The sequence below is a fragment of the Woronichinia naegeliana WA131 genome, from assembly GCA_025370055.1.
Lineage (GTDB): Bacteria > Cyanobacteriota > Cyanobacteriia > Cyanobacteriales > Microcystaceae > Woronichinia > Woronichinia naegeliana.
Genome location: CP073041.1, coordinates 4535362 through 4557997, shown reverse-complemented (window position 1 = coordinate 4557997; position 22636 = coordinate 4535362). Strand labels below are relative to the sequence as shown.

Sequence of the window (22636 nt, the reverse complement as noted above, 5' to 3'; positions counted from 1 at the left end):
AATACGCTCTGGTGGAGACCAACGTAGGAACCGACATAGAGCCTCCATAGTCCGTAGCCACTCGGCAGGAGGCTTGTCAATATTTGCTTCTTTACCGCCAAATTTACACCGCATTTGGCGGCCTTTAGCGCGTCAGCGCGACTAGTATAGTCATACCAATTTAAATCTATCTGTAAATAATTCGTTGATAGATTATCCTGGGTCACGGTACGATAGGGCCTTCGAGATCGCGTCAGATGTAATCAACGAAAATTTTACAGCAAGATTTATGCTGTTCAAGAAAATGCTCTTGGGATTTGTTATTCTGAACTTCAATATTCATAATTTAGATTCCTTTACCTTGTTGATGTACGAACTAAATAAACTTTAGCAAAGTTTTACCAGTTTTAGATATTGTTCAAAAGAAAAAGAGTTAAGCTCTAATGAAAATATCAAACATTACCTCGATTATAGATAAATGTGGGGAAAAATACCAGATTCTCACAAAATTGGCTATAACCATAAAAAATCTAAACTGACCGAGAATTTGCGTAGCACCGATTCCCCTGTTAATAAAATCGGTTTCTGCAAAACTTCACAAGCCTGTTGAGGCCGATAAACTTCCACCGTTTGATTTTGAATATCAATTAACCAGCCCAACTGTAAACCATTCTCTAAATACTCCTGCATCTTATCCTGCAAATTTTTCAAAGAATCACTTTTAGACCGTAACTCCACCACAAAATCAGGACAAAGCGGCGGAAAATTATCCTGTTGTTCAGGGGTCAAACTCTGCCATCTTTCCCGACTTACCCAAGCTACATCAGGCGATCTATTACTCCCATCAGGTAATCGAAAGGCGGTTGACGAATCAAATACTTCTCCTAACTTATTCTTGTCATTCCAATTAACAAAATAAGTGATTAGCTTGGCATTACGTCGGCCTGTATTTCCACCCGTTGGCGGCATAATAATTAACTCTCCCGTCGGCGATCGCTCTAAGCGTAAATCTCGATTAGCAGTAGCCAAAAGTTCAAATTGTTCTTGGCTAATAGTTAGGGTGGGGGGAATAATTAAAGTAGATGTCATAGAAGATTGACCATTTGTTAAATTTTAGCATCAGGTAAAGCAGCTTTCATTTTACTAAACCATTCAATTAAATTTTCTAATTGTTGCTTCGGCTTAACTAAACCTAAACCCCGCACAATGACCTTTTTAGGACTATAGACAAAACGCGATCGCAGATGATTAGGGAGATTCTCAGCGAGTAAATTCCAAGCCGGTTCCTCCATTGGTGTTTCCAAAACAATATTTTGCTTACCCTCAACTTTAATGCGTGAAAAGCCAAGAGAACGAGCTAACTGCTTTAACTCAATGACCTTAAATAATTGCTCTACAGGGGAGGGAATAGCTCCATAGCGATCGCTCCAATCGGCAGCAATCAAAGCTAATTCCTTAGAAAATTCTACCGCTGTAATTTGTCGATAAGCAGCCATTTTTTGCTCTAGATCGGGAATATAATCGGAGGGAATTAAGGCCGTAATTTGTAGATCGATTTGTGTTTCCTCTACTTTAGGAATTTCTTGACCTTGAATTTCCCTAATAGCTTCCTGTAACATTTCCATATAAAATTCAAACCCGATCGCTTCCATTTGTCCCGATTGTTCGGCCCCTAAAAGACTACCCACACCCCGAATTTCCATATCACGAGTCGCCAGTTGATAACCCGAACCTAACTGAGAAAATTCCTGTAATGCTTTTAAACGTTGCCGTGCCGTTTCTGTTAACTCTCGTTTACTGGGATACAGTAACCAAGCATGTGCCTGAATCCCGGCCCGTCCCACTCGTCCTCGTAATTGGTAAAGTTGCGCTAACCCAAATTTTTGAGAATCTTCAACAATAATCGTATTCACCCTGGGAATATCTAAACCCGCCTCAATAATGGTTGTACAAACTAAAATATCGGCCTCACCATCGTTAAAGGCTAACATCGTACTTTCTAACTCCGATTCATCCATTTGTCCATGGGCGATCGCCAGCCTCGCACTAGGAACCATTTCGCGTAATTGTCCCCCCACTTCTTCAATGCCTTCAATGCGGGGAACTACATAAAAAACCTGTCCACCCCGATCTAATTCATTCCGAATGGCGGTGCGAATTACCTCAGGATGATAGGAAGATAAATGGGTTTTAATGGGACGACGAGAGGGTGGTGGTGTGGTAATTAAACTCATCTCTCGAATGCCCGATAAGGACATATAAAGCGTGCGAGGAATGGGGGTAGCCGTGAGGGTTAACACATCCACTTCAGTTTTCAAGGTTTTAATTTTTTCTTTTTGATTAACCCCAAAACGTTGTTCTTCATCAATAACTAATAAACCTAAATTTTTGAATTTTACCCCCTTGCCTAAAATGCCTTGAGTTCCTACTAAAATGTCGAGTTCTCCCGATGCTAATCTTTCTAAAATCTCTTTTTTCTCAGAAGCAGTCCGAAAGCGATTTAATAAGCCAATATTAATCGGATAGGGGGCAAAACGTTCTTTTAAAGTATGGTAATGTTGTTGCGTTAAAATGGTTGTAGGAGCTAATAAGGCCACTTGTTTATGACCACTGGTGACAGCCTTAAAGATAGCCCGCACTGCCACTTCTGTTTTACCAAAACCCACATCGCCACAGACCAATCTATCCATCGGGCGATCGCTTTCCAAATCCCGTTTAACATCTTGAACGGCCTTAAGTTGATCGGGGGTTGCTTGATAGGGAAAGGAATCTTCTAACTCGCTTTGCCAAGGCGTATCAGGTGGAAAGGTGTAACCATTTTGTTGGGCGCGTTTAGCATAAAGATTAAGCAAATCTACCGCTAATTTTTTGATAGCTTTACGAACTTTATTTTTGGTTGCCTCCCAAACTTTACCCCCCATTTTATGGAGTTGGGGGGCTTCACTTCCCGTATGACGATAGCGCGATAAACTATCAAAATTATCCGCCGGAACTCGTAAAATACCATCCGCATATTGAATGACTAAATACTCGCGGGTTTCTAAGGCTTCTAATTTTAAAAATTTACCAATCCCATGACTTTTATGAACAATAAAATCACCAGGCGAAAGTTTATTAAGATCAACCTGTTTAGATGCCGCTCGACGACGTTTGCGAATATATTCTGGGGTAGCTAAGGATTGTTGCCCAAATAATTCTCGATCCGTGACAATCACTAAACGAAAAGTCGGAAGGATAAAACCCTCTAATTCCGCAATCCCTGCATACTTTAAAGCGATCGCTGTTTTTTGGATCTGGAATTTTTCAATAGCCGGATAGTCCCTCGGATTGGGAATAAATTGTACAACGCAATCATGTTCTTGTAAGAGGGAAACAGTACGTGACGGTTGGGCTGAAATTAACCAAGTCGCATAGCGTTCTAAGGTCATCCCATGATAGATTTCCCGTTTACCACGTAAAATTTCACTGAGTTTGGCAAATTGGTGAGGCGTGGTCGGAATCGGACGACTAGAAAGATCTAAACTTTCCTTGTCTGTTGCATCGGTTAATTCCGAAAAATAGAGGGTTAAAAATTGACTTTTAATAGTAGCCAAAGAGGTTTGAAAAGCTCGATGAATTTTAGGGAAATTGACATCGCCTAAACCGACCCAATCCTGTTCCACTAACTCACACCAGCGATCACTATGACTTTCACATTGCTCAACTTCATCAAAAACCCAAATCGTCTGTTCTGGTAAATAATCCTTTAAAGAAGCCGGTTGTTCAAAGGCAAAGCCCAAAAATCGTTGCATTCCCTCTGAGAAAATTTCGGTTTGTAATTGCTCTTTTTCGCGTGTCGATAAATAGGGTTCAAGAATTTCTTTTTCGACTGATTGAGAGGTGATCCAGTCGAAGCTCGTAGGGGTTAAAATTAACTTCTCAATATTGTCCAGGGATCGCTGAGTTGCCGGATCAAATTCACGCAACTTTTCCAACTCATCATCAAACCATTCCAAGCGCACTGGCAATTCGGCTGAAACCGGAAAAATATCGACAATATCCCCTCGTCGGCTCCACTGGCCTTCCGTTTCCACAGAGGCAACCCGCTCATAACCCAATCTCGCTAAGGTTTGATCCAATAATTTACTACTGTGGACTGCTCCCACCCGCAAATTGAGACAGTAAGATTGAAAAACCTCTAGGGGCGGAAGATGGGGCTGCAAAGCCTTTTCGGTGGTAATGATGACGAACCCTGCACGGGTCTGTCCCAAATTGGCTAAAACCTGCATCTGGCCCCAAACCATTTCCGACTCTTGATTGGCCGGTTCATAGGGAGAGGCTTCTGAGGTGGGGTAGAAATTGACACTTGGCCAACCCATGATTTCCAATTGCGCTGCCCAACGCCCTGCTTCTTCTAAGGTTGCTGTCACCACGACTAAATTCTGATTTAGGGATTGAGCCAACGTTGAAGCAATTAACCCCTTCGGCAAACGAGAAATCCCACTGAGGGAAAGCGATCGCGTTTTTTCCAGTTTTTGGCGTAGTTCTGCCGTCAATGGCAATTTTTCAAGATGGCGAATTACAGACGAAAAGGTCATGACCAGAAATTAGAGGGATCGTTAACCAATCTTAACCTGTTGGCTTGCGATCATCTACTCTCTGATAGGCTACAAGCCTAGTCCGACTGAGGGGGTTGTAGTTCACCCAGTCAGGATTACACCGGCAAAGTAAGACCTAAGATATTTGTCTATGGTTTTTCTTACTATCTTCTCTCTAGCCTAACAGTCAGGCTGGCTAGAAAAAATTATCTATCCTTCATTAACTGCCTAAATCCCCTTCCATAATAGAGGCGATCGCCGCTTGAGCATTGGCCTTAAACTCGCGGACACTAATCCGATTCAATAACAAAACGGCACAGACAAGACCCACTGATTGCAAGGCAAACACCAAACCATAGGCAAGAACCGGACTGACAAAGAGAAACTTTCCTAAACTTAAAAACGCGCCTCCCAATACCGTGGCCAAACCCCGTGACATAGCCTGAGCCAGACCCCAGGCACCAATAAAGGTTCCAGCCGTTTCGGCCGCCGTTAAATCCAACATTAAACTAGTGGCTCCGGCGGTAATCATGCCAGAGGCTAAACCAAACAAGAGTAAACCCGATTTTAGTAAGGTCTGATTTTCTAAAAATCCTGCCAAAATTAAAACACTAAAACAAGTGGCCGCCACTAAACAGCCCCATTTCGTTGTACGTTGATTGCCCAGCTTTGGTAAAACTAAAAAGCCCGTTGTAGCAATACCGATTAGGGTTCCCATGCCAAAAAAAGCATTTAATTGGGTGGTTTGAGCAATGCACATACCAAACACTTCCCCTCCGTAGGGTTCCATAATGGCATCCTGCATAAATAGACTAATCGTTAGTAACAACAGAAAGGTGAAAAAAAAGCCTGTTTGCCGACTCGCTGTTAGCACTTTTAAGGCTCGACCCAAGGTAATTTGATCCTCTCGTTCAATGTATTGAGAACGACTCGAAAAACGAGAATATTTGGTTTCTACCCCGAACGTTGCTAGGATGCTAAATAATAAAACGATCGCCGGCATGATCACAAAAACGGGATTGATCGCCTGTTGAAGCTGGGGAATATTGGCGTTTTTTGTTACCTGGTTTGGATCATAGCTGAGGATAGCGGCCCCGCAAATATTGGGAGTATCCAACAGTTTCGAGCTAACAATTGCCCCTACCACAATGCCCACCATTAACATCGACCAAACAATGCCCACTAATTGAGAACGGTTATCCTCATCGGAAACATCCACCAGAAGAGCTGCAAAGGGAACCGAACTGGCACTGAGAGCCAAGCCATAGAATCCAAAAACGATGGCTAAAAGCCCTGTCCAGAGGTAAGTCACCGTTGTCCAACCATTATTTTGCACCGACCAGCCCAACTGCCAAACCACTTGTAAAGCGAGAAAGGCAATGACGGTAAAGAAAATCGCGCCAAGCCAAACATAACCAGTTCGATGGTAGCCAAATAATCTTTTACTGTCCGATAGCTGCCCGAACCATACCCGCACCGGACTGACAAATTGATAGGTGGCGATCGCGGCGGCAGCAATTCCAGGTAACACGGCCAACTCATCAATAAGCAGACGATTCAGGACACCTAGCGTCAATAGAGACATAATGCCCAATCCCATTTGGAATAAACCCAAACGGAACATCGTTAAGAGCTTTAATTTGGGAAGCGTCCCTGGCGGGTGGGATAAAGTAGAGGCATTCATAATGTTATGGTTAATTAATTAAAGACTAAGAACCTAAAACATAATTCCCTGTTCTGGTCTGTTTTCGGGATGACAAAGATCCATAATATAAGAAAATGTCCGATCAACTAGAATTTCGATTTTTTCTTGACTTAACGAAGGCTCAGAAAACATAAAATTTAAAATCATGGTGTCTTGAAAGGTTGTCACTGCCGCACTAAAAATACCACCAAAAACTGCCTGAGCACGAATAAAACTAATTTCCTCTAACTTAAGTAATCCATAATCACTAGGAATGTCTATACGACCTATATTGGTAAGAGCAACGGTTACAGGGGCTTCGTTAGGACGGGATAACAAGGATTCAACTACTTTTTGGTCATCAATGCTAAACAGAAAATATCGTACTGGCTAAAGAAACATTTAATTGTCGTCTCACGTCCCGTGCCAAATTCCCAAAAGAGGTATTTTCCTCAAGGGTATGTAAAGTTTACTTTTTTAACTTCTCTTGCTGTTTTTTTGTTAATTCTTTTTCATTTTTTTAGTAAACTTGATTTTCAAAACGAGATGCGCCACTATTCAATTTCCCATCAATAAAATCATCAGAAATATTCAGTTTTTGCATGATCAAATCCCTAATTTCTGCTGGAGTTCCTGAATTACCCAATTCTTTTAATGCTGCTATAACAGGTTCAAAATATTGAACGAACTGAGGGCCTTTTTTTGAGTTTTGCATTTTACCAAAAAAAACGTACTTATTGCTCGTCCTATATCATCTACTAAATTGTACAAAGTCGGACTACAATTATAAAGAAAAGTTAAGCCTGATCGCCCATGACTGACCAAAACACCATCCGCATTCGAGGCGCGAGACAACATAACCTCAAAAACGTTGATCTGGATTTACCCCGCGATCGCCTGATTGTCTTTACGGGAGTTTCGGGTTCAGGAAAATCTTCCTTGGCCTTTGATACCATCTTTGCCGAAGGTCAACGGCGGTATGTGGAATCTCTGAGTGCCTACGCTCGCCAATTTTTAGGACAACTAGATAAACCGGATGTGGATGCCATTGAAGGTCTAAGCCCCGCTATTTCTATTGATCAAAAATCCACCTCCCATAATCCCCGTTCTACCGTTGGTACTGTCACCGAAATTTATGACTATTTACGCCTACTTTTTGGTCGGGCAGGCAGTCCCCATTGTCCCCATTGTGACAGAAATATCGCGCCTCAAACCATTGATGAAATGTGCGATCGCATTATGGCTTTACCAGAGCGCACCAAATTCCAGATCTTAGCTCCAGTAGTACGAGGCAAAAAGGGAACTCATAAACAATTACTTTCCAGTTTAGCCTCCCAGGGTTTTGTGAGGGTGAGAATTAATGGTGAAGTGAGAGAATTAACGGACAATATTGAACTAAATAAAAATCATCAACACCATATTGAAATTGTCATTGATCGACTGATTCAAAAACCAGGACTACAAGAGCGATTAGTCGATTCTTTAAGCACTTGTTTAAAACAGGCAGAAGGCACAGCCATTATTGAAATATTGAATGATCTAGAATCGGAAAAATCATCTCAAAAAACCTTAATAGCTGCCGAAAAACCAGGAATCTATGCCTTGCCCGATAGCAAAGAAATGATCTTTTCTGAAAATTTTGCCTGTCCTGAACATGGGGCTGTCATGGAAGAATTATCGCCCCGTTTATTTTCCTTTAATTCTCCCTATGGAGCCTGTCCTGATTGTCATGGCTTGGGAACCCATCGCACCTTTTCCCCCGAATTAGTCATACCTGATCCCACTCAACCTTTATATTTAGCGATCGCACCCTGGTCAGATCGAGATAATTCCTATTATTTATCATTATTATATAGTTTAGGGCAAGCCTTCAATTTTGAGTTGCAAACCCCTTGGCAAAAATTAACACCTGAACAGCAAAATATTCTACTGCATGGTAGCGAAGAAGAGGTGTGGTTTGCCGAAGATTCTCGTTATCACCAAGGCAAGGGCTACTATCGTAAATTTGCTGGTATTTTAACGATGTTAGACCGCAATTACCAAGATAGTTCCTCTGATGCCATTAAACAAAAGTTAGAAAAATATATTGTTAATCAAATTTGTGAAACCTGCGCTGGTAAACGCTTAAAACCGGAAGCTTTAGCCGTGCGTTTAGGACAATATCATATTGATGAGTTAACCAGTGCTCCAATTCGAGAAACCTTAGAACGAATTCAACAACTAACCTTAACGCCTCGGCAAGCCTTAATTGGGGAATTGGCCCTGAGGGAAATTCGCGCTAGATTGCAATTTTTAATGGATGTTGGCCTAGATTATTTGAGCCTAGATCGAGCCGCCATGACTCTATCGGGAGGTGAAGCCCAACGCATTCGTTTAGCCACCCAAATTGGTTCGGGTTTAACGGGAGTTCTTTATGTATTAGATGAACCAAGTATTGGTCTTCATCAACGGGATAACGATCGCCTCTTAAATACTTTAAAAAGATTGCGAGATTTAGGCAATACTCTGATTGTGGTTGAACATGATGAAGATACCATTCGTCAGGCAGATTATTTGGTGGATATTGGCCCCAAAGCAGGTATTCATGGTGGTGAAATTGTCTGTGAAGGGGATTTAGAAACCCTATTAAGCTCAGAAGAATCGTTAACAGGAGCTTATTTATCAGGAAAAAAGGCGATCGCAACTCCAGAGACTCGAAGAGTAGGCAATGGTTGTATTTTAAAACTCAAGAATTGCGCTCAAAATAATCTGAGAAATATTAATGTAGAAATTCCCCTCGGTAAATTGGTTTGCATTACAGGAGTTTCAGGGTCGGGTAAATCAACTTTAATTAATGAGTTATTATATCCTGCTTTACAACACCATTTAACCCGTTTAACCCCATTTCCTAAACATTTGGAAGAGATAAAAGGTTTAGAAGCTATTGATAAAGTGATTGTGATTGATCAATCTCCTATTGGCCGTACACCTCGTTCTAATCCGGCGACCTATACCGGCATTTTTGACCCGATTCGAGAAATTTTTAGCCAAACTATTGAAGCTAAAGCCAGAGGTTATAAGCCTGGACAATTTTCTTTTAATGTTAAAGGAGGGCGTTGTGAAGCCTGCGGAGGACAAGGGGTTAATATCATTGAAATGAATTTTCTGCCGGATGTTTATGTGCAGTGCGATGTTTGTAAAGGAACTAGATATAACCGTGAAACTTTACAAGTCAAATTTAAAGATTATTCCATTGCTGATGTCTTGGAATTAACGGCTGAAGAAGCTCTCAAAGTCTTTGAAAATATTCCCCGTGCGGTTACTCGTTTACAAACATTAGTGGATGTGGGTTTAGGCTATGTCAAATTAGGTCAATCGGCTCCCACCCTATCCGGCGGAGAAGCGCAACGGGTGAAATTAGCGACGGAATTATCACGTCGGGCCACGGGGAAAACCTTATATTTAATTGACGAACCGACAACCGGTTTATCCTTTTACGATGTTCATCAATTATTAAATGTTTTACAAAGATTAGTTGACAAAGGTAATTCGATTTTAGTGATTGAACATAACTTAGATGTGATTCGCTGTAGTGATTGGGTGATTGACCTGGGCCCGGAAGGCGGCGATCGCGGTGGAGAAATCATTGCCATGGGAACCCCTGAAACCGTTGCCCAGAATCCGCAATCCTATACGGGTCAATATTTAGCCCAGGTCTTACAGGTGCATTCACGCTCTTAAAGATAGCTTAATATTGTCTGCCTCGCCATTGTTTCGGTTGCTGAGAGGCTGACAAAAAAATCCGTATCACAGCGATCACGTCGGCTAGGGGAGATAACCAAAAACAGAGGGCTGCTAAAGATTGTTGCTCTCGGTAATAGGAAGGATAAACGGCGAATAAAAGGGCGAAACGAATCAAAACTAAAACCCCATTGACGGCGATCGCTGCTTGTAGGGTTAAAAAATGATTACCTAAGAGCCAAGCCAGACCTAACATTCCCAAAAGCCATAGGGGTAAACCTTGCACTAGGGTTAATAGGGCTAAATCTCCCCAAAGTTCTGTTCGAGACGTGGCATCCTTAAGATCCAGGGATCGCCCCCATTCCCGCCACAATTCCGCCATTCCTGCATACATTCGCACGCGAATAACCTTGGCCCCATCCAAAAATCCGACTTTGTAACCCTGTTGAGCGGCATAACGAGCTAGGGTGACATCATCGCAAAAGGAACGGGCGGCCACTTGATAGCCATCCAAGGCGGCTAAAACCGTACGACGACAGAGAAAACATTGGCCATTGGCCATCACCCTGGTCGGTGCTTGATTGCGAACTCCCGCCGAATCAAAACGGTATAGCAATGTCATTAATAAAGCCGGTTGCAGCCACCATTCCCCTGGGGATTCCAAAATAAATTGGGGTGCAAGAGAGAGCAGATCATAACCCTCTTGATCAGCAGCCTTGAGCAAACTGGCAACCAATCCTGGCTGGGGCTGGGTATCAGCATCAATGCCTAAAATCCAATCACTGGCAGAGGAACTATGACGAAAACCATAATTCAAAGCCCAGGGACGACCGACCCATCCCAAGGGTAAGGGATCATCGGTCAATAACTGGAAACGCGGATCTACTTTGATCGCCTCTGTCACCCGTTCTCTGGTGCCATCATGGGAATGACTATCAACGATTAAAATTTCCCGAACTTCCCCCGTTTGTCGTTGTAATCCCGTGAGACAGGGAGTAAGGCGATCCACTTCATTGAGGGTCGGAACCACAATACTGACCGCACCTAGCATTTCGGGAGTGGGTTGGTCAGGTAGTAGGGGAGGCCGACGAACGGCCCCTTTGAGCAGACGAGACAGCAAAATTAGCGTTGCCGGAATTTGCAAGAGCAATAGTAAAAAGCAGACAAAAGCCAGGAATTCAGTCACTTTTCCTACTTAACAGCAGCTAAATCAGTTTTGTCTCGCTCAATCACGGCTTGCAAGCGTTCTACGGCAATGGAACGAGATTCAGGGCGGGCCAGACGGTAAAAGAAAAGGGCTGGCAATACACCCAGGATTAAACCGAGAATAATGGGGGGATAGATGGCGGCTCCCATACTCATCAGGGTGGCAAAGGCAAAATTACTCAGATAAATAGCCAAGGGTAAGCCAGGTTGTTCTTCCGATAAGTTCAGGGGCTTGACTCGCCAAAGCAGGGTGGCCAGGGTCATAAAGACGGTTCCTGTACCAAACCAACCGGCAAAATTTTGATAGGGCATTCCAAAAAAGGCTCCAGCTTGCTCCCAGATCCAAAAGGGGACTGCGGTTTGACTCATGGCTGGATCGAGTACAAAGTCCCAGGACATCAGCAACAGTGAGCCAAAGGCGATCGCCCCAAATTCTTGCAGCCAGGTCGCTAACAGGGTTTGTTTTAAGCCCATGCGTACAATCAAATAGGCACTAAAACCAAGGTAAAACCAGGAGAGAGGAATGGTAAAAGGCACTAAACCGGCAATTTTGTAACCTAGGCCCGATAGGTAACGGTAATGGCCAAAGGGAAAACCGGTGCTAGTTCCCAGTAACTCACTACTCAAGGAAACGGCGATCGCAGCCGCCATAAAACTGAAGGTATGCCAAGCCCCTAAACGACGATAGGCATAGGTTGACACGGCTCCCATCCCTAACAACATATAAACCACCCCACCGCCGGCCATTGACCAACGAAAGGCAGTCTGGCCAAAGTCCGGTAAATTAAGAATAAAATCAGGGTTAGGCAAGACCCAGAGCAGGCCCGCTAATCCAAAAGCCATTGATGCAATGTGACTTATCAGGAGCAAACGTTCAATACGCATTAGTTTATCCATTCAGTGCTTACAAAAATCACCATCATGTAAAGAGAGTCAGTCTATAGTTTACAAATCTTTACGAAAAATGATCAGAACTCAGGAAAAAATCTTGGCTAAAAGCCGTTTACTAAGCCTCGTCTCATCAATGCCTGAAAAAATATTAAGAAAAACATTAATATAGAAACCGTAGGCAATTTCCCCTAACCACCATGACCACTGCAACTGACGCTCCCCCACTTTTGATCCGCTCGGTACAGTATCGCGATCTGGAAGGGATTGCCCGTTTAGCCGCGACCACTGAGACAGAAACAGGAACATCAGATTTGCTGCTGTCGGAACAGCTAGAACGCGCTCGGTCATGGTACGGACTGCTCAAGTTCTTAAGTTATTTTCCCAATCCCTTTCAGCATTTCTTTTCCGGTTTTGTGGCAGAACAGGATAACCTCAATCATTTGCGGGGTTTTGTTCAAATTGCTCCTTTTAATAAAAGTCGTAGCACCTGGCGAGTTGAGCGAGTCTTAGTCGAGCAATCTGCTATTCAGCCTGAACTCGTTACCGATCCCAAGGGGATTGGTTCCCAACTATTGCGTTACTGTTTTCAAACGATTTGGGAAGCCCGAACCTGGCTGTTAGAAGTCAATATTCAAGATAAAAATGTTCTAGCTCTCTATCGCCAAAATGGATTTCAACCCCTAGCCCAGATGACCTATTGGTCGTTGTCCCCTGAGTTATTACAAGAATTAGCTAAAAATAACCCCGATTTACCCAATCTTCTCCCCGTCAGTAATGCGGATGCCCAGTTGCTCTATCAGTTGGATTGTGTTTCCATGCCTCCTTTGATGCGGCAGGTGTTTGACCGTCATACCCAGGATTTTAAATCGCGTTTTTTAACTGCCCTGGCGGATCGTTTTCAAAATTGGCTCCATCAGCGCAGTGTTTTTAGTGGTTATGTCTTTGAACCTCAACGCAAAGCGGCGATCGCCTATTTTAAATTGACTCTTTCCCAGGATGGTTGTCGTGCTCACCAAGCTGAGTTAACCGTTCATCCAGCCTATACCTGGCTCTATCCCAAGTTATTATTCCAGATGGCCAATTTAGTTCAGGGTTTACCCCCCCACCCCTTAGAACTGATTTCAGCCGACTATCAGCATGAGCGAGAAGAATATTTGGAGCAATTGGGGGCAGAGCGAGTCGAACATACTCTACTGATGTCCCGTTCGGTTTGGCACAAACTCAAGGAAACTAAGCCGGAAAGAATCCAACTATCGGAAGTTTTGCAGGGATTACAACCCGTGCCCCGTACCCCCATTCCCAGCCGCATCTCTTGGTTCCAAAATTCCCTAGAATCCGATGAGTCTAAGGTTGTTAAACCTCAACCAGAAGAGATTCCAGAAAATGGCCATCACACTTAAATCGGTTAAGATTTGGCTATCCAGTTAATAGTTACTCACTCTTTGGAGGCAATTCCTGTCTCTCTACCCGTCCAAAAAAGCAAACTATGAGAACTCTATTTACAATTTTTTTAATCGGTCTATTGTCCTTACTGGGGGGAGCGATCGCGGCTCCGGTTTTAGCCTTAAGTGAAATTCCTTTAACGCAAGTTAACTATCGAGACTGTCCCCCTGAAATCGCCGAGGGAAGTGTGACCAGTGGCTCTAATGATCCAGCCAATTGTTTTTTAGTCACGGGCATTGCTAACAATAAGACAGGAAAAACAGTCTATGATGCAGATGTATTTGGCCGTATTTATGATGCCAATAATGAACCGGCTATGCAGAATCGTACCCGTGTGGGTTCCATCGCTGAAATTCCCCCTGGCAATAGTGAATTTGAAATTCGTATTAGTGTCCCTGCCAATCAACCGACTCCTTTACAGTTAGAGCAATTTAGAGCCAGGGGTTTTACGGGCAAAGTTCGCAAATATTAATGGGTACTTGCCAAAAAGCGATCGCCGTTTTTAATTCTGAAGATGAGACAGCCAGCGATCGCCATTTTAAACCCTGAGCAGTTGAGAGAAGTTACCACATCCCTCGAATCGGTTGGATGGGCGGTCGGGGAATAACTGGAGCCGATTGTTTCCTTGCTGGCATAGGCGGATTGAGGAAATTGGCCTCAGCCGTTGCCCCCCCAAAGGAATCTTCCTTGGCTATTACCGGACAGTCCGTTGTTTGCAATCCCACCGTTTCTGCAAAAATCGGTTGAGAAGCAGCGATCGTGGGCGTAGCAATGGGGGGTTGGAACGCATCTTCTGTTTGAATAGCCAAACCGTCCAGCTGTAAACCCGTATTAGCCCTTAAGGGAGCAAAGAAAGGATCAGTAGCAACCCAAGCCGGTAAGTCAAAGGATTTAGGTAAAGATAATTCATTCTTCGTCACGGAAACATATTGACCCCCACTAGCACGGAAACGGCATTCTTTTCCTAGGGGCGCAACGCTCGTTCCTTCAAAGGTTGCAGCTTGTACGGGATCAACACAAGCCACATTACTATTGAGTAACATTCGGGTTGAACCACCACCACTAAAGACAAAAATATCCGTTCGTTGTTGGGCTAGATCTCGATTGACTAAATAAATTGTTCCAGGTGTAAAGACAATACCTTCATTGGTGACAACAGATACCTTAGATTGGTTAGAGGGGGAAATCACCAAAATTGATCCAGAGCGCAAACAAAGAATCGGAGACGGTTGGCCCGGCAAGGATTCATAGAGATTATTCACACCACAGGAATTGCCGGAACTGAGGGCGATCTGACTATCCGGTTTTGTCCAAACCAGGGAACCATCACTGAGTTGTAGATCGGCCCTGGCATAATTGGCCGTTGTCAGCACATTAAAAGCATCCTTGTCGCTAAGGTCTTTCCGTAAAAGGGTCTGGGTGGGTGCAAAATTAGCAAAAGTTCCAATTTTTTCTTCCGATGAGGTGTTAACGGGTAATTGTCGGCCACCTAGATTGAGTTTGACTCGCTCTGGGGTAGCACTATAGACTTCTGCACAGCTTATTTCACGGGCTTCACGGGCATTGGCGGGGGGGGGACAAGCCGGCTGGGACTTGGCCGAGGGAGTTAGGGTCAAGGTCGCACCCAAAATTCCTAAAATAATGGCTGGAGTCAGGTTATAAATTTTCATATCGTTAAATTCAATGTTACTTAACTTGCAAAGTTGTCGTTAATGATAGCGAAATTCGAGGACAGGAGAATCAAATTTTCGGGTGGTCAAGACTGACTTAAGATAATTATTATCTTGACTTTCGAGTTTTGTGACTTTTCATCATGAATTTTTTTCACAAACTGAACGAGGCGATCGCCCTTAATCGCAGTTTATTGGTCGTTGCCCTAGATCCCAATCCAGAGATGATGCCAGAGGGAGACATAGAAGATCTAGATGTCCCCCTAATAGACCGACTGGAAAGCTGGTTAGGTTCCATCATCGAACAAACCAACGGCCAAGTCTGTGCCTACAAACCGACCCTCGGATTTTATACGGCCTTGGGGGCGGCGGGAATGGATTTGTTGAGCAGAATTCTCCGGCGTATTCCTCCTGAAATGGTCATTATTCTAGATGCCAAGCACGGGGACTTAAATACGAGTACTGTTTTGGCCAAGACCGCTTTTGAAGATTGGCGGGTGGATGCCATTACCCTCAATCCCTACGCCGGTCAGGATCAGAGCGCGCCCTTTTTGGTCTATCCTGACAAGGGGATATTTATTCTCTGTCACACCTCTAACCCTGGGGCCACGGCCTTACAAAATTTTCCTAGCTCGGATAATCCCTTTTATTTGCAGGTGGTCAAGGAAATGCAGACCTGGGGAACGCCCGAACAACTTTATCTGGAAGTCGGAACCACTCAAGCTGAGGTGATCCAACAAATTCGGTTAGCGGCTCCAGAGCGAACTATCCTGCTGCGGAGTATTTGGGAAGAAGGCAGTGATCTAGAGAGTTTATTGCGATCGGGATTGACGACCAACGGGGATGGACTACTTGTACCAGTTCCTCAGGATTATTTTCAATCCTCCCAACTCAGTGAGAAAATTCAAGCTCTCAATCTTCAGATTAATAATCTTCGCCAACAGGTGATTAGCAATCAATCCCATTGTGAACTGTGGACACCAGATCTTTGTTTTCTGAATCCCCATCCTCATCAAGATTTAATTTTGCAATTATTTGATATTGGTTGTTTGCTTTTTGGGGATTATGTACAAGCATCGGGTGCTACTTTTTCCTACTATATTGATCTGCGACGAATTATTTCTAACCCCCAAATTTTTCATCAGGTGCTTCATGCCTATGCAGACGTTTTAACGACCCTGACCTTTGATCGGATTGCTGGAATCCCCTACGGTTCACTACCGACAGCGACAGGTTTATCGTTATTACTTCATTATCCGATGATTTATCCACGCAAAGAGGTAAAGGCTCATGGAACTCGTCGTTTGATTGAGGGCAATTATCATCAGGGGGAAAAGGTGGTGGTGGTGGATGATATTTTGATTTCGGGCAAGAGTGCGATCGAGGGAGCAGAAAAGTTACAATCGGCAGGTTTAGCAGTGGAAGATATTGTCGTTTTTATTGATCATGAGAAGGGGGTTAAAGATAAATTAAAAACCAAGGGCTATAATGCCTATTCGGTGTTAGGGATTTCTGAAATTACGCAAACTCTTTATGAAGCGGGTCGGATTACGGAGAAGCAATATGAGCATTTGAGTCATGCTGATCAGTAGGGGATGGGGAGATGAGGGGGACTGGGAGATGGGGGGACTGGGAGATGGGGGGACTGGGAGACTGGGGAGATGGGGGAGACTGGGGAGACTGGGAGACTGGGAGACTGGGAGATGGGGAGACTGGGGGTTAAACTTTTTTTGAGGCTTTTCTACGGTCTTGAGGAATCTATGCTCTGCTATATTTTGGTTTCCAAATCTGGTTTATATTGAGATTCAATTACTTAAATTTCGTTGAAATAAGAACCTTTTAAAACAATGGTTGTTACTCAAGTTCAAACTTACCTGATCGCCGAAACGTTTCATTCTCTTCAAGGGGAGGGAGCTTGGGCTGGCACCAATGCGTTTTTTATTCGCCTGGCGGGTTGTGATGTCACATTCTCCAGGGCAAACGCATCTAAATTCTAGACTCCTTATCTGATAAGACTTTCAGCGTTTCATAAAAAATCAATCATGATCTCGGAAGCCCTTATCCAGCCTACCTTTCAAAAAGGGTGCGACCTTTAGTTGATAAAAGCTGTTGTAATCAGGGTTCTACAGCTTACATCTTGCACCAAAACTCATGTTCTAAGTTGTGACAGCAACTAACTGAAGTTGGAGTCCAAAAGATTGCAAAAGTGGACGTAATCGCTCGACTTGAGAAAAAAGGGAACAAAGAGCAACATCAGGAAAAAGTGTCTGAAGAGCAGAAGCAGAAGCTTGACCCCAATCAGGTGGTTTAGAGGAGTCAGTAGAAAGATAAACCCAATAGACATCTCCAAAAACTGGAAAGCCTAGTCTAGCAAGCAGTGTAGCTAAATCTAGACTCAGTAGACTTCTTGGTACATAGACGAGTTTACAGGGCTTTCAGACCTCCAAATTCAATTCTGGCAAAAAACAATGACTCATCTTTACCTCAATTACCTGCCCTGATTCGCTACATTTTATAATGCTTAATATCAGCGCATTTATCCTTAGTCTCACCAATCCACATACTGTTGAGATTAATGACTTATATCTTCCCTTTCTTAGTCTAAATTTTTCTTGCATCACTTTGAATACTTTGAGCAATCGAATCATATGTTCAACCACTACTCGTCGAGACGATAACCAACTATTTCTTTCTTTTTCTTCTGGTTCTCCTGAACAAAGAGTGATAATTAAAGCTTATCATGAAAAGCAAGCTAAAAAACGATTTCGCATATTATCAAAGTTCATAAATCCATAAGCTTGACGCTTGATTAGTTTAAGACGATTATTGATGCCTTCCATTGCCCCATTCGTCGTTCGACTCAAAAAGTAGTTACAAATAGAGTCCAAATTCCTACGAATTGTGCTAATTACATCTGTATAAATGCTCTTTGCATTCTCTAACCATTCTGTAAATTTTAATCTTCCTTCTTCCTTATCATTTACTTTTTCATATATCTCTCTAAATGACTCTTTATATTCATACGCTTTACGCAAACGAGCAGATTGCTTTAACACCAATTCTAGTTTTTCTAACTCTTCCTCTTTTAGGTCTTTTTTATTTTTTAATAATAGCCACTTTTCTCCCTTGATTTTTACATTCAATTTTGTCTGTTTACGGATTTTATTCAATTCTTCATTCAACGCCTTCATTACATGAAATCTATCTGTTACAATTACTGCATTCGGAAATACTTTTTCTATTACTTTAGGAAATCCTCCCCACATATCTACACTCACTTGTTCTACTCCTTCCCTCACCTCTAATTCTTTCTCCATCAGCACTTCGATGATTTTATCTTGTTGATGACTATCTATCACTTCTATTAATTCTCCTTTCTCTATATCTCCTAACACTGTTACAAAATTCTGATGACCTTTTCGTTTCGCTATTTCATCCATCCCGAGGTGTTTTACTCCTTGCCAATCTTTTTTTTTAGCTTCACATTGACGTTGGTAAATTCCATTCACTTGATCCCATGATAGAGATTCCTCTCTACCTACTTGTTCCACACTGCTCACATTTACTCGTCCATAAATATATTCTTCATACCTCACTGTGTATTTCCTACGGGCTTCCATAAATTCTAGATTTTCTGTAAAAAACCTTTGACAATCTTTACAGTAAAATTTACGACGAGGGACTTTCAGATATACCATTTGACCAGAGATAGACAAGTCCCTTACTAATACACTGTTCGTCTGATGTAATTCATCCGTTAAGCTACCACAATAATTACATTTGACTTCTTCCTCTTGACAACTCAGTATTAAAAACGCTTGTTTTCCCTCTTGAATCACATTTCTTATGTTTACCTTTGGCAAATCTACCAGATTTTCTAGAAAAAATAACATTGATGCCATCCTCATATAGTGTATCTTATTATACATCTTCTACCGCAAAGCCAGAAGAACCTTTCTTCTTTGCTTAATTCTCGCCCCTTTGGTTTCTTTTTTGGTGTTGTTAATTGGAATTCTCCCTCGTAGGCTTTATCACCTAGAAAGCCTTGTTCTTGATGGAATTTAGCCAATCTTTGACGTAATATTTGTACATCGCTCTTTGAACCTATTTCTCCTATCACAACATCCACAATCTCCTTGATTTTTGGGCAAATGATTATTTGGCTTTTTGAGGTATGCCTTTTTTGTTTACCTGAGTAGTATGGTTTTTGTGCCTCCTGCCCTAAAGGTCTTTCTACTGGTTGTTCTGTCGCATCCACTATTAGTTCATGTTGGATTAGCTCCTCTTTAACTTTTTCTATTTCTTCTGGCAACTTTTTTAGTTGTTCAAATAGACTTGCTGGTAAATTTTCTCCGAATAGTGACTGCCAATAATTGAATATATTATGGGCAGACGATTCACTTATTTCAAACATTATTCCTAGTAGCTGAAAGGTCGGATAATGCCTTAAGTAAACTAGCATTAAAACTATTTGCTCCTCCTCTGATAATTTCGGTTTATTTCCACCACCTGCTTTAATCAGTGTGGTTTTGCTTTCTTCAAATTCTTTTTTAAGTAATTTGCCATAGGTTATAAGCTCTAATAATTTTGGGTACTCTATTCCTAACAACCTCTTTGTTTCTTGAGGCTGTTTTTGAATATAAGCCCACATATAGATGTATTCAGGCATAGTTACTCCTGTCTAAATTTCTATGATTATAGCATATTTGTCGATTTTATAGTATTATGGAGATGTCTAATGGGCAAGAAGAAAACTAATCATCGAAAGAAGCAACCAGCGATAAACCCCCAGAAGAGTTTGTTGACCAAAACGATGTAAACCAAAACGATGTTTTACGGTCTTGAAAAAGCCCTCAATACTCCATCTTCGCCGTCCCCACCAGATAATGGTACTGGACTTAAGAGGACGAGTCGATAAGACGAAGCGTTTTTCGAGTTTGCCGTTACGTTTGAGGTAGAACCAAGAGATAGTAACAGGGAAAGATAATCCATCAAGAGTGACCTGTTGTCCTTTTTTGAGCAAATCACGAAGCTGACGACCATCAGCTAATTTACGGTCACAACGCACACCGACGATAACCGCAAGACGGCGTTTTTTCATCGCTTGAAGGAATTGCACACTACTAAAGGCGGTATCGGCTAAAATGACAACCCGAAAAGCACTCAGGAGTTCTTTAGGTAGGCTATCCACTAATCGCACCGCGAGTTGAGCGGGACTTCTTGTTTCTTTACCTCTCCAAACTCGAAATCCCCAGGGGACTCGAAATTCTCCTATCACCAGATAAATCACCAAAAGATGTAAACCCCTCTTCCCGTGAAGAACATGAATTAAATGCTCAAAAGCCTTAAATTTTCCGCATTTCTCCAGTGTCGTTAAGTCCACAATCACCTGCAACCAAGGTCGTCTTCCTCTTGGAGCATAGGTAAGTAGTTCTTTGAGAATTGCTTTTCGCACTGCTCGGATAATTTGGCGAGTACCCCAATCATACTGATTCAAAAATCGGCTTAAGGCCGAGGGTGATTTTGTTTGACTATGTTGGGGTAGAGGATGACCTTGAGCTTCTAGGAATAGCCCCAACATTGCCTGCAAACTATCGCGTTGATAGGAGGTCGGCATCAAACCTAGCAATGTATAAACTAGGGTCTGGGCTTGTATAAGAATGGTTTCCATTGTTTTGCTGTTTTTTCACTTCTACTCCTTTTTCCACTTTCTTGACCCTTTCCGCCAGTCGTTCTTTTGTTCTGCTGCAAGATGTAAGACAGGGAACCCATATTGATCAAGTTTTGCCCAAAATTGACTCCATCGTTCCTTGGTCAATACCAAAGCTCGTAGGCTCAAAATAATTCCTGCTCCTTTTTCCTTCCATCGCATCCCTGAACAACATAATCGTTGTTTGACCAACGTCTTACAAGCTGCTTCCGTAACACCTGAACCAATCGGATACTTTTTCTCTATGTATTCAGCATAATCCATTTGATGCTGATGATTCTCGTAATAAGTAATCGCCGCTTGTAGTTTCTCGGTAAGATTCTTAGAATGACTTTTTTCTTCTTTGACTTCTTTCATCAGATTTAGCAGTTCTCCTGCTTTTCCTTTTTCATGCTTGAGTTCTCGACAATTTTCAGTCAACCATTCTTTTTGTTTTGACACGGTATTCGGATGCAACGCTTCTGCCAAGGCACCTAAGTAACCAGAGGCATGATAGAAATCTAATATCTGTTCTTCCGTTTGCTTTTCTAAAAACTTCCAATTTGATTCTGCCCCGTCTGCTATCCCGACCAATGTTGCCTCTGGATAACGGTTTTTCGCTCGCTCAATTTCTCTTTCTAATCTTTCTAGAAAACTCTTTTTTCCATACTCTGGTGCCGCACCTAGATAGATTGTATGTTGACGTTCGCCTTCACTATCGTATAGGGAAACGGTTCCCACCATTGCTTCACGGTAGCCATCCTCACACATCAGCATACAGGTTCCATCTAATCCTATTCCCACTGTTGCAATTTGGCTATCCTCCTTGGGCGGGGCATAACTCCACGCTTCTTCTTTTGCCTGTACCACACTTCCTACTGCTTCACTCAATCTTTGGATATAGGATAGCGCTACTTTTCTACCATGATTTTCTAATAAATCATTTTTCACCTCTTTGCCTGCCATCCCTGACATTTTTGAGGATACCTGTTTTGCCAATAATGGCGTTGATGTTATGATTATCCTTGCTTCTCTTTCTAAGGGGCAATACGTTTTTCCTCAAAGGTGAACGCTGATATACATGACGATTCACTATAACCTCACCATAAGGTGTTTGATATTCTTTCGGTTGCTCTCCCTTACTCTTCCAGATTTCTTCACCGATTTTTAAGGGTGAACCATCTGTATCTAAATATTTCAAGGCTTCTTTGCTGGCGATGCAACCTACTTCGTTTAAGCCTTTTTGAATATTTATTTCTGTATCCAACATTGAACGACTGAGTTCTAATGTTAGTTCTATTTTTATCTTTGAACCCTCTACATTAATTAGTTTTGCTGTCATCATTGTTTCCTCTTTGTCACTTTTCATCCCATGTTAACACTTTTCTTTTCCTTCATCAACTAAAGGTCACACCCTTCAAAAATAAGATGCGTTCGCCCTGCATTCTCTCCTAAAACCTATAAATTGCCCAAGTTGAGTATTTATGAAAAAGTTAATGAACTAAAGGTTGTTATTAGCAATACTGCTGATTTTAGTTGGGCAGAACAACAGGCTCTCTGTATTCCGTCAACGGCGTTACAATATCTGCAACCAGAATGGAATTGTCCTGAAAGTCAAGCATTGATTGTTAACTATATTTTGCAGCATCCTCAATGGCGATTAAGTTTGCAAAGTCATAAATATCTAGGGCTTGCTGAAAAAGTCAAAAAACGAAAGAAATGTGGGTTAGGGAAGTATGGACTGAAAAAGCATAGATAACTTATCCTTATGGAAACA

Annotated in this window: 16 protein-coding genes and 2 pseudogenes; 6 read left to right on the top strand and 12 right to left on the bottom strand. The window is 42.4% G+C overall.

Annotated features, from left to right (window positions below; translation table 11 throughout):
• Positions 1-492: 492 nt before the first annotated feature.
• The 5 genes from KA717_23035 to KA717_23015 all read right to left on the bottom strand — a co-directional run bounded on the left by KA717_23035 (position 493) and on the right by KA717_23015 (position 6955).
• On the bottom strand, positions 493-1068 hold the full coding sequence (locus tag KA717_23035; protein UXE58865.1) for a Uma2 family endonuclease: 576 nt from the start codon (positions 1066-1068) through the stop codon (positions 493-495).
• A 17-nt stretch (positions 1069-1085) separates the two neighbouring features.
• Positions 1086-4556 carry a transcription-repair coupling factor gene (gene mfd / locus KA717_23030; protein UXE58864.1) on the bottom strand — a complete coding sequence of 1157 codons (3471 nt, stop codon included), beginning with the start codon at positions 4554-4556 and terminating at the stop codon, positions 1086-1088.
• Positions 4557-4776: 220 nt separating this feature from the next.
• Positions 4777-6240 (bottom strand): BCD family MFS transporter, encoded by a 1464-nt coding sequence (locus KA717_23025; protein ID UXE58863.1) that lies wholly within the window; start codon positions 6238-6240, stop codon positions 4777-4779.
• A 33-nt stretch (positions 6241-6273) separates the two neighbouring features.
• Positions 6274-6579, bottom strand: coding sequence for a hypothetical protein (locus KA717_23020; GenBank protein ID UXE58862.1), 306 nt, complete (start codon positions 6577-6579; stop codon positions 6274-6276).
• A 181-nt stretch (positions 6580-6760) separates the two neighbouring features.
• Positions 6761-6955 (bottom strand): hypothetical protein, encoded by a 195-nt coding sequence (locus tag KA717_23015; protein ID UXE58861.1) that lies wholly within the window; start codon positions 6953-6955, stop codon positions 6761-6763.
• Between the two features lie 98 nt (positions 6956-7053).
• On the opposite strand from KA717_23015, the gene uvrA reads away from it, so the two are divergent.
• Positions 7054-9960 carry an excinuclease ABC subunit UvrA gene (uvrA, locus tag KA717_23010; GenBank protein UXE58860.1) on the top strand — a complete coding sequence of 969 codons (2907 nt, stop codon included), beginning with the start codon at positions 7054-7056 and terminating at the stop codon, positions 9958-9960.
• Positions 9961-9967: 7 nt separating this feature from the next.
• Here the strand turns inward: uvrA and KA717_23005 are convergent, their stop codons facing one another.
• Both KA717_23005 and KA717_23000 read right to left on the bottom strand, forming a co-directional pair.
• Positions 9968-11146 (bottom strand): glycosyltransferase, encoded by a 1179-nt coding sequence (locus KA717_23005; protein UXE58859.1) that lies wholly within the window; start codon positions 11144-11146, stop codon positions 9968-9970.
• A 5-nt stretch (positions 11147-11151) separates the two neighbouring features.
• Positions 11152-12063, bottom strand: coding sequence for a carotenoid biosynthesis protein (locus KA717_23000; protein ID UXE58858.1), 912 nt, complete (start codon positions 12061-12063; stop codon positions 11152-11154).
• A gap of 191 nt (positions 12064-12254) precedes the next feature.
• On the opposite strand from KA717_23000, the gene KA717_22995 reads away from it, so the two are divergent.
• Both KA717_22995 and KA717_22990 read left to right on the top strand, forming a co-directional pair.
• A complete protein-coding gene (locus KA717_22995) occupies positions 12255-13457 on the top strand; it encodes a GNAT family N-acetyltransferase (protein UXE58857.1) in 1203 nt (400 codons plus the stop codon).
• An 86-nt stretch (positions 13458-13543) separates the two neighbouring features.
• On the top strand, positions 13544-13972 hold the full coding sequence (locus KA717_22990) for a hypothetical protein (protein UXE58856.1): 429 nt from the start codon (positions 13544-13546) through the stop codon (positions 13970-13972).
• A 91-nt stretch (positions 13973-14063) separates the two neighbouring features.
• On the opposite strand, the gene KA717_22985 is transcribed toward KA717_22990, so the two are convergent.
• Positions 14064-15170 carry a FecR family protein gene (locus tag KA717_22985; GenBank protein ID UXE58855.1) on the bottom strand — a complete coding sequence of 369 codons (1107 nt, stop codon included), beginning with the start codon at positions 15168-15170 and terminating at the stop codon, positions 14064-14066.
• A 143-nt stretch (positions 15171-15313) separates the two neighbouring features.
• Between KA717_22985 and KA717_22980 the strand changes: the two genes are divergently transcribed.
• Positions 15314-16762, top strand: coding sequence for a bifunctional orotidine-5'-phosphate decarboxylase/orotate phosphoribosyltransferase (locus KA717_22980; GenBank protein ID UXE58854.1), 1449 nt, complete (start codon positions 15314-15316; stop codon positions 16760-16762).
• A gap of 255 nt (positions 16763-17017) precedes the next feature.
• A complete protein-coding gene (locus tag KA717_22975) occupies positions 17018-17167 on the top strand; it encodes a hypothetical protein (protein ID UXE64935.1) in 150 nt (49 codons plus the stop codon).
• 741 nt (positions 17168-17908) lie between these two features.
• Here the strand turns inward: KA717_22975 and KA717_22970 are convergent.
• From KA717_22970 to KA717_22955, 4 genes and pseudogenes are all read right to left on the bottom strand, one after another.
• Positions 17909-19063 carry an ISL3 family transposase gene (locus KA717_22970; protein ID UXE58853.1) on the bottom strand — a complete coding sequence of 385 codons (1155 nt, stop codon included), beginning with the start codon at positions 19061-19063 and terminating at the stop codon, positions 17909-17911.
• 11 nt (positions 19064-19074) lie between these two features.
• On the bottom strand, positions 19075-19821 hold the full coding sequence (locus tag KA717_22965) for a transposase (protein ID UXE58852.1): 747 nt from the start codon (positions 19819-19821) through the stop codon (positions 19075-19077).
• A gap of 87 nt (positions 19822-19908) precedes the next feature.
• Positions 19909-20841 (bottom strand): annotated as a pseudogene (locus KA717_22960) (transposase).
• Between the two features lie 21 nt (positions 20842-20862).
• A pseudogene (locus KA717_22955) lies at positions 20863-22201 on the bottom strand (ISKra4 family transposase).
• 123 nt (positions 22202-22324) lie between these two features.
• Between KA717_22955 and KA717_22950 the strand changes: the two are divergent.
• Positions 22325-22618, top strand: a complete 294-nt coding sequence (locus KA717_22950; GenBank protein ID UXE58851.1) for a hypothetical protein — start codon at positions 22325-22327, stop codon at positions 22616-22618.
• Positions 22619-22636: the final 18 nt, after the last annotated feature.

Coding starts and splice junctions, on each gene's coding strand:
- uvrA (UXE58860.1), top strand. CDS start 7,054: ATGACTGACCAAAACACCATCCGCATTCGAGGCGCGAGACAACATAAC.
- KA717_22980 (UXE58854.1), top strand. CDS start 15,314: ATGAATTTTTTTCACAAACTGAACGAGGCGATCGCCCTTAATCGCAGT.
- KA717_23035 (UXE58865.1), bottom strand. CDS start 1,068: ATGACATCTACTTTAATTATTCCCCCCACCCTAACTATTAGCCAAGAA.
- KA717_22995 (UXE58857.1), top strand. CDS start 12,255: ATGACCACTGCAACTGACGCTCCCCCACTTTTGATCCGCTCGGTACAG.
- mfd (UXE58864.1), bottom strand. CDS start 4,556: ATGACCTTTTCGTCTGTAATTCGCCATCTTGAAAAATTGCCATTGACG.
- KA717_23025 (UXE58863.1), bottom strand. CDS start 6,240: ATGAATGCCTCTACTTTATCCCACCCGCCAGGGACGCTTCCCAAATTA.
- KA717_23015 (UXE58861.1), bottom strand. CDS start 6,955: ATGCAAAACTCAAAAAAAGGCCCTCAGTTCGTTCAATATTTTGAACCT.
- KA717_22985 (UXE58855.1), bottom strand. CDS start 15,170: ATGAAAATTTATAACCTGACTCCAGCCATTATTTTAGGAATTTTGGGT.
- KA717_22970 (UXE58853.1), bottom strand. CDS start 19,063: ATGTTATTTTTTCTAGAAAATCTGGTAGATTTGCCAAAGGTAAACATA.
- KA717_23000 (UXE58858.1), bottom strand. CDS start 12,063: ATGGATAAACTAATGCGTATTGAACGTTTGCTCCTGATAAGTCACATT.
- KA717_22975 (UXE64935.1), top strand. CDS start 17,018: ATGGTTGTTACTCAAGTTCAAACTTACCTGATCGCCGAAACGTTTCAT.
- KA717_22990 (UXE58856.1), top strand. CDS start 13,544: ATGAGAACTCTATTTACAATTTTTTTAATCGGTCTATTGTCCTTACTG.
- KA717_22965 (UXE58852.1), bottom strand. CDS start 19,821: ATGTGGGCTTATATTCAAAAACAGCCTCAAGAAACAAAGAGGTTGTTA.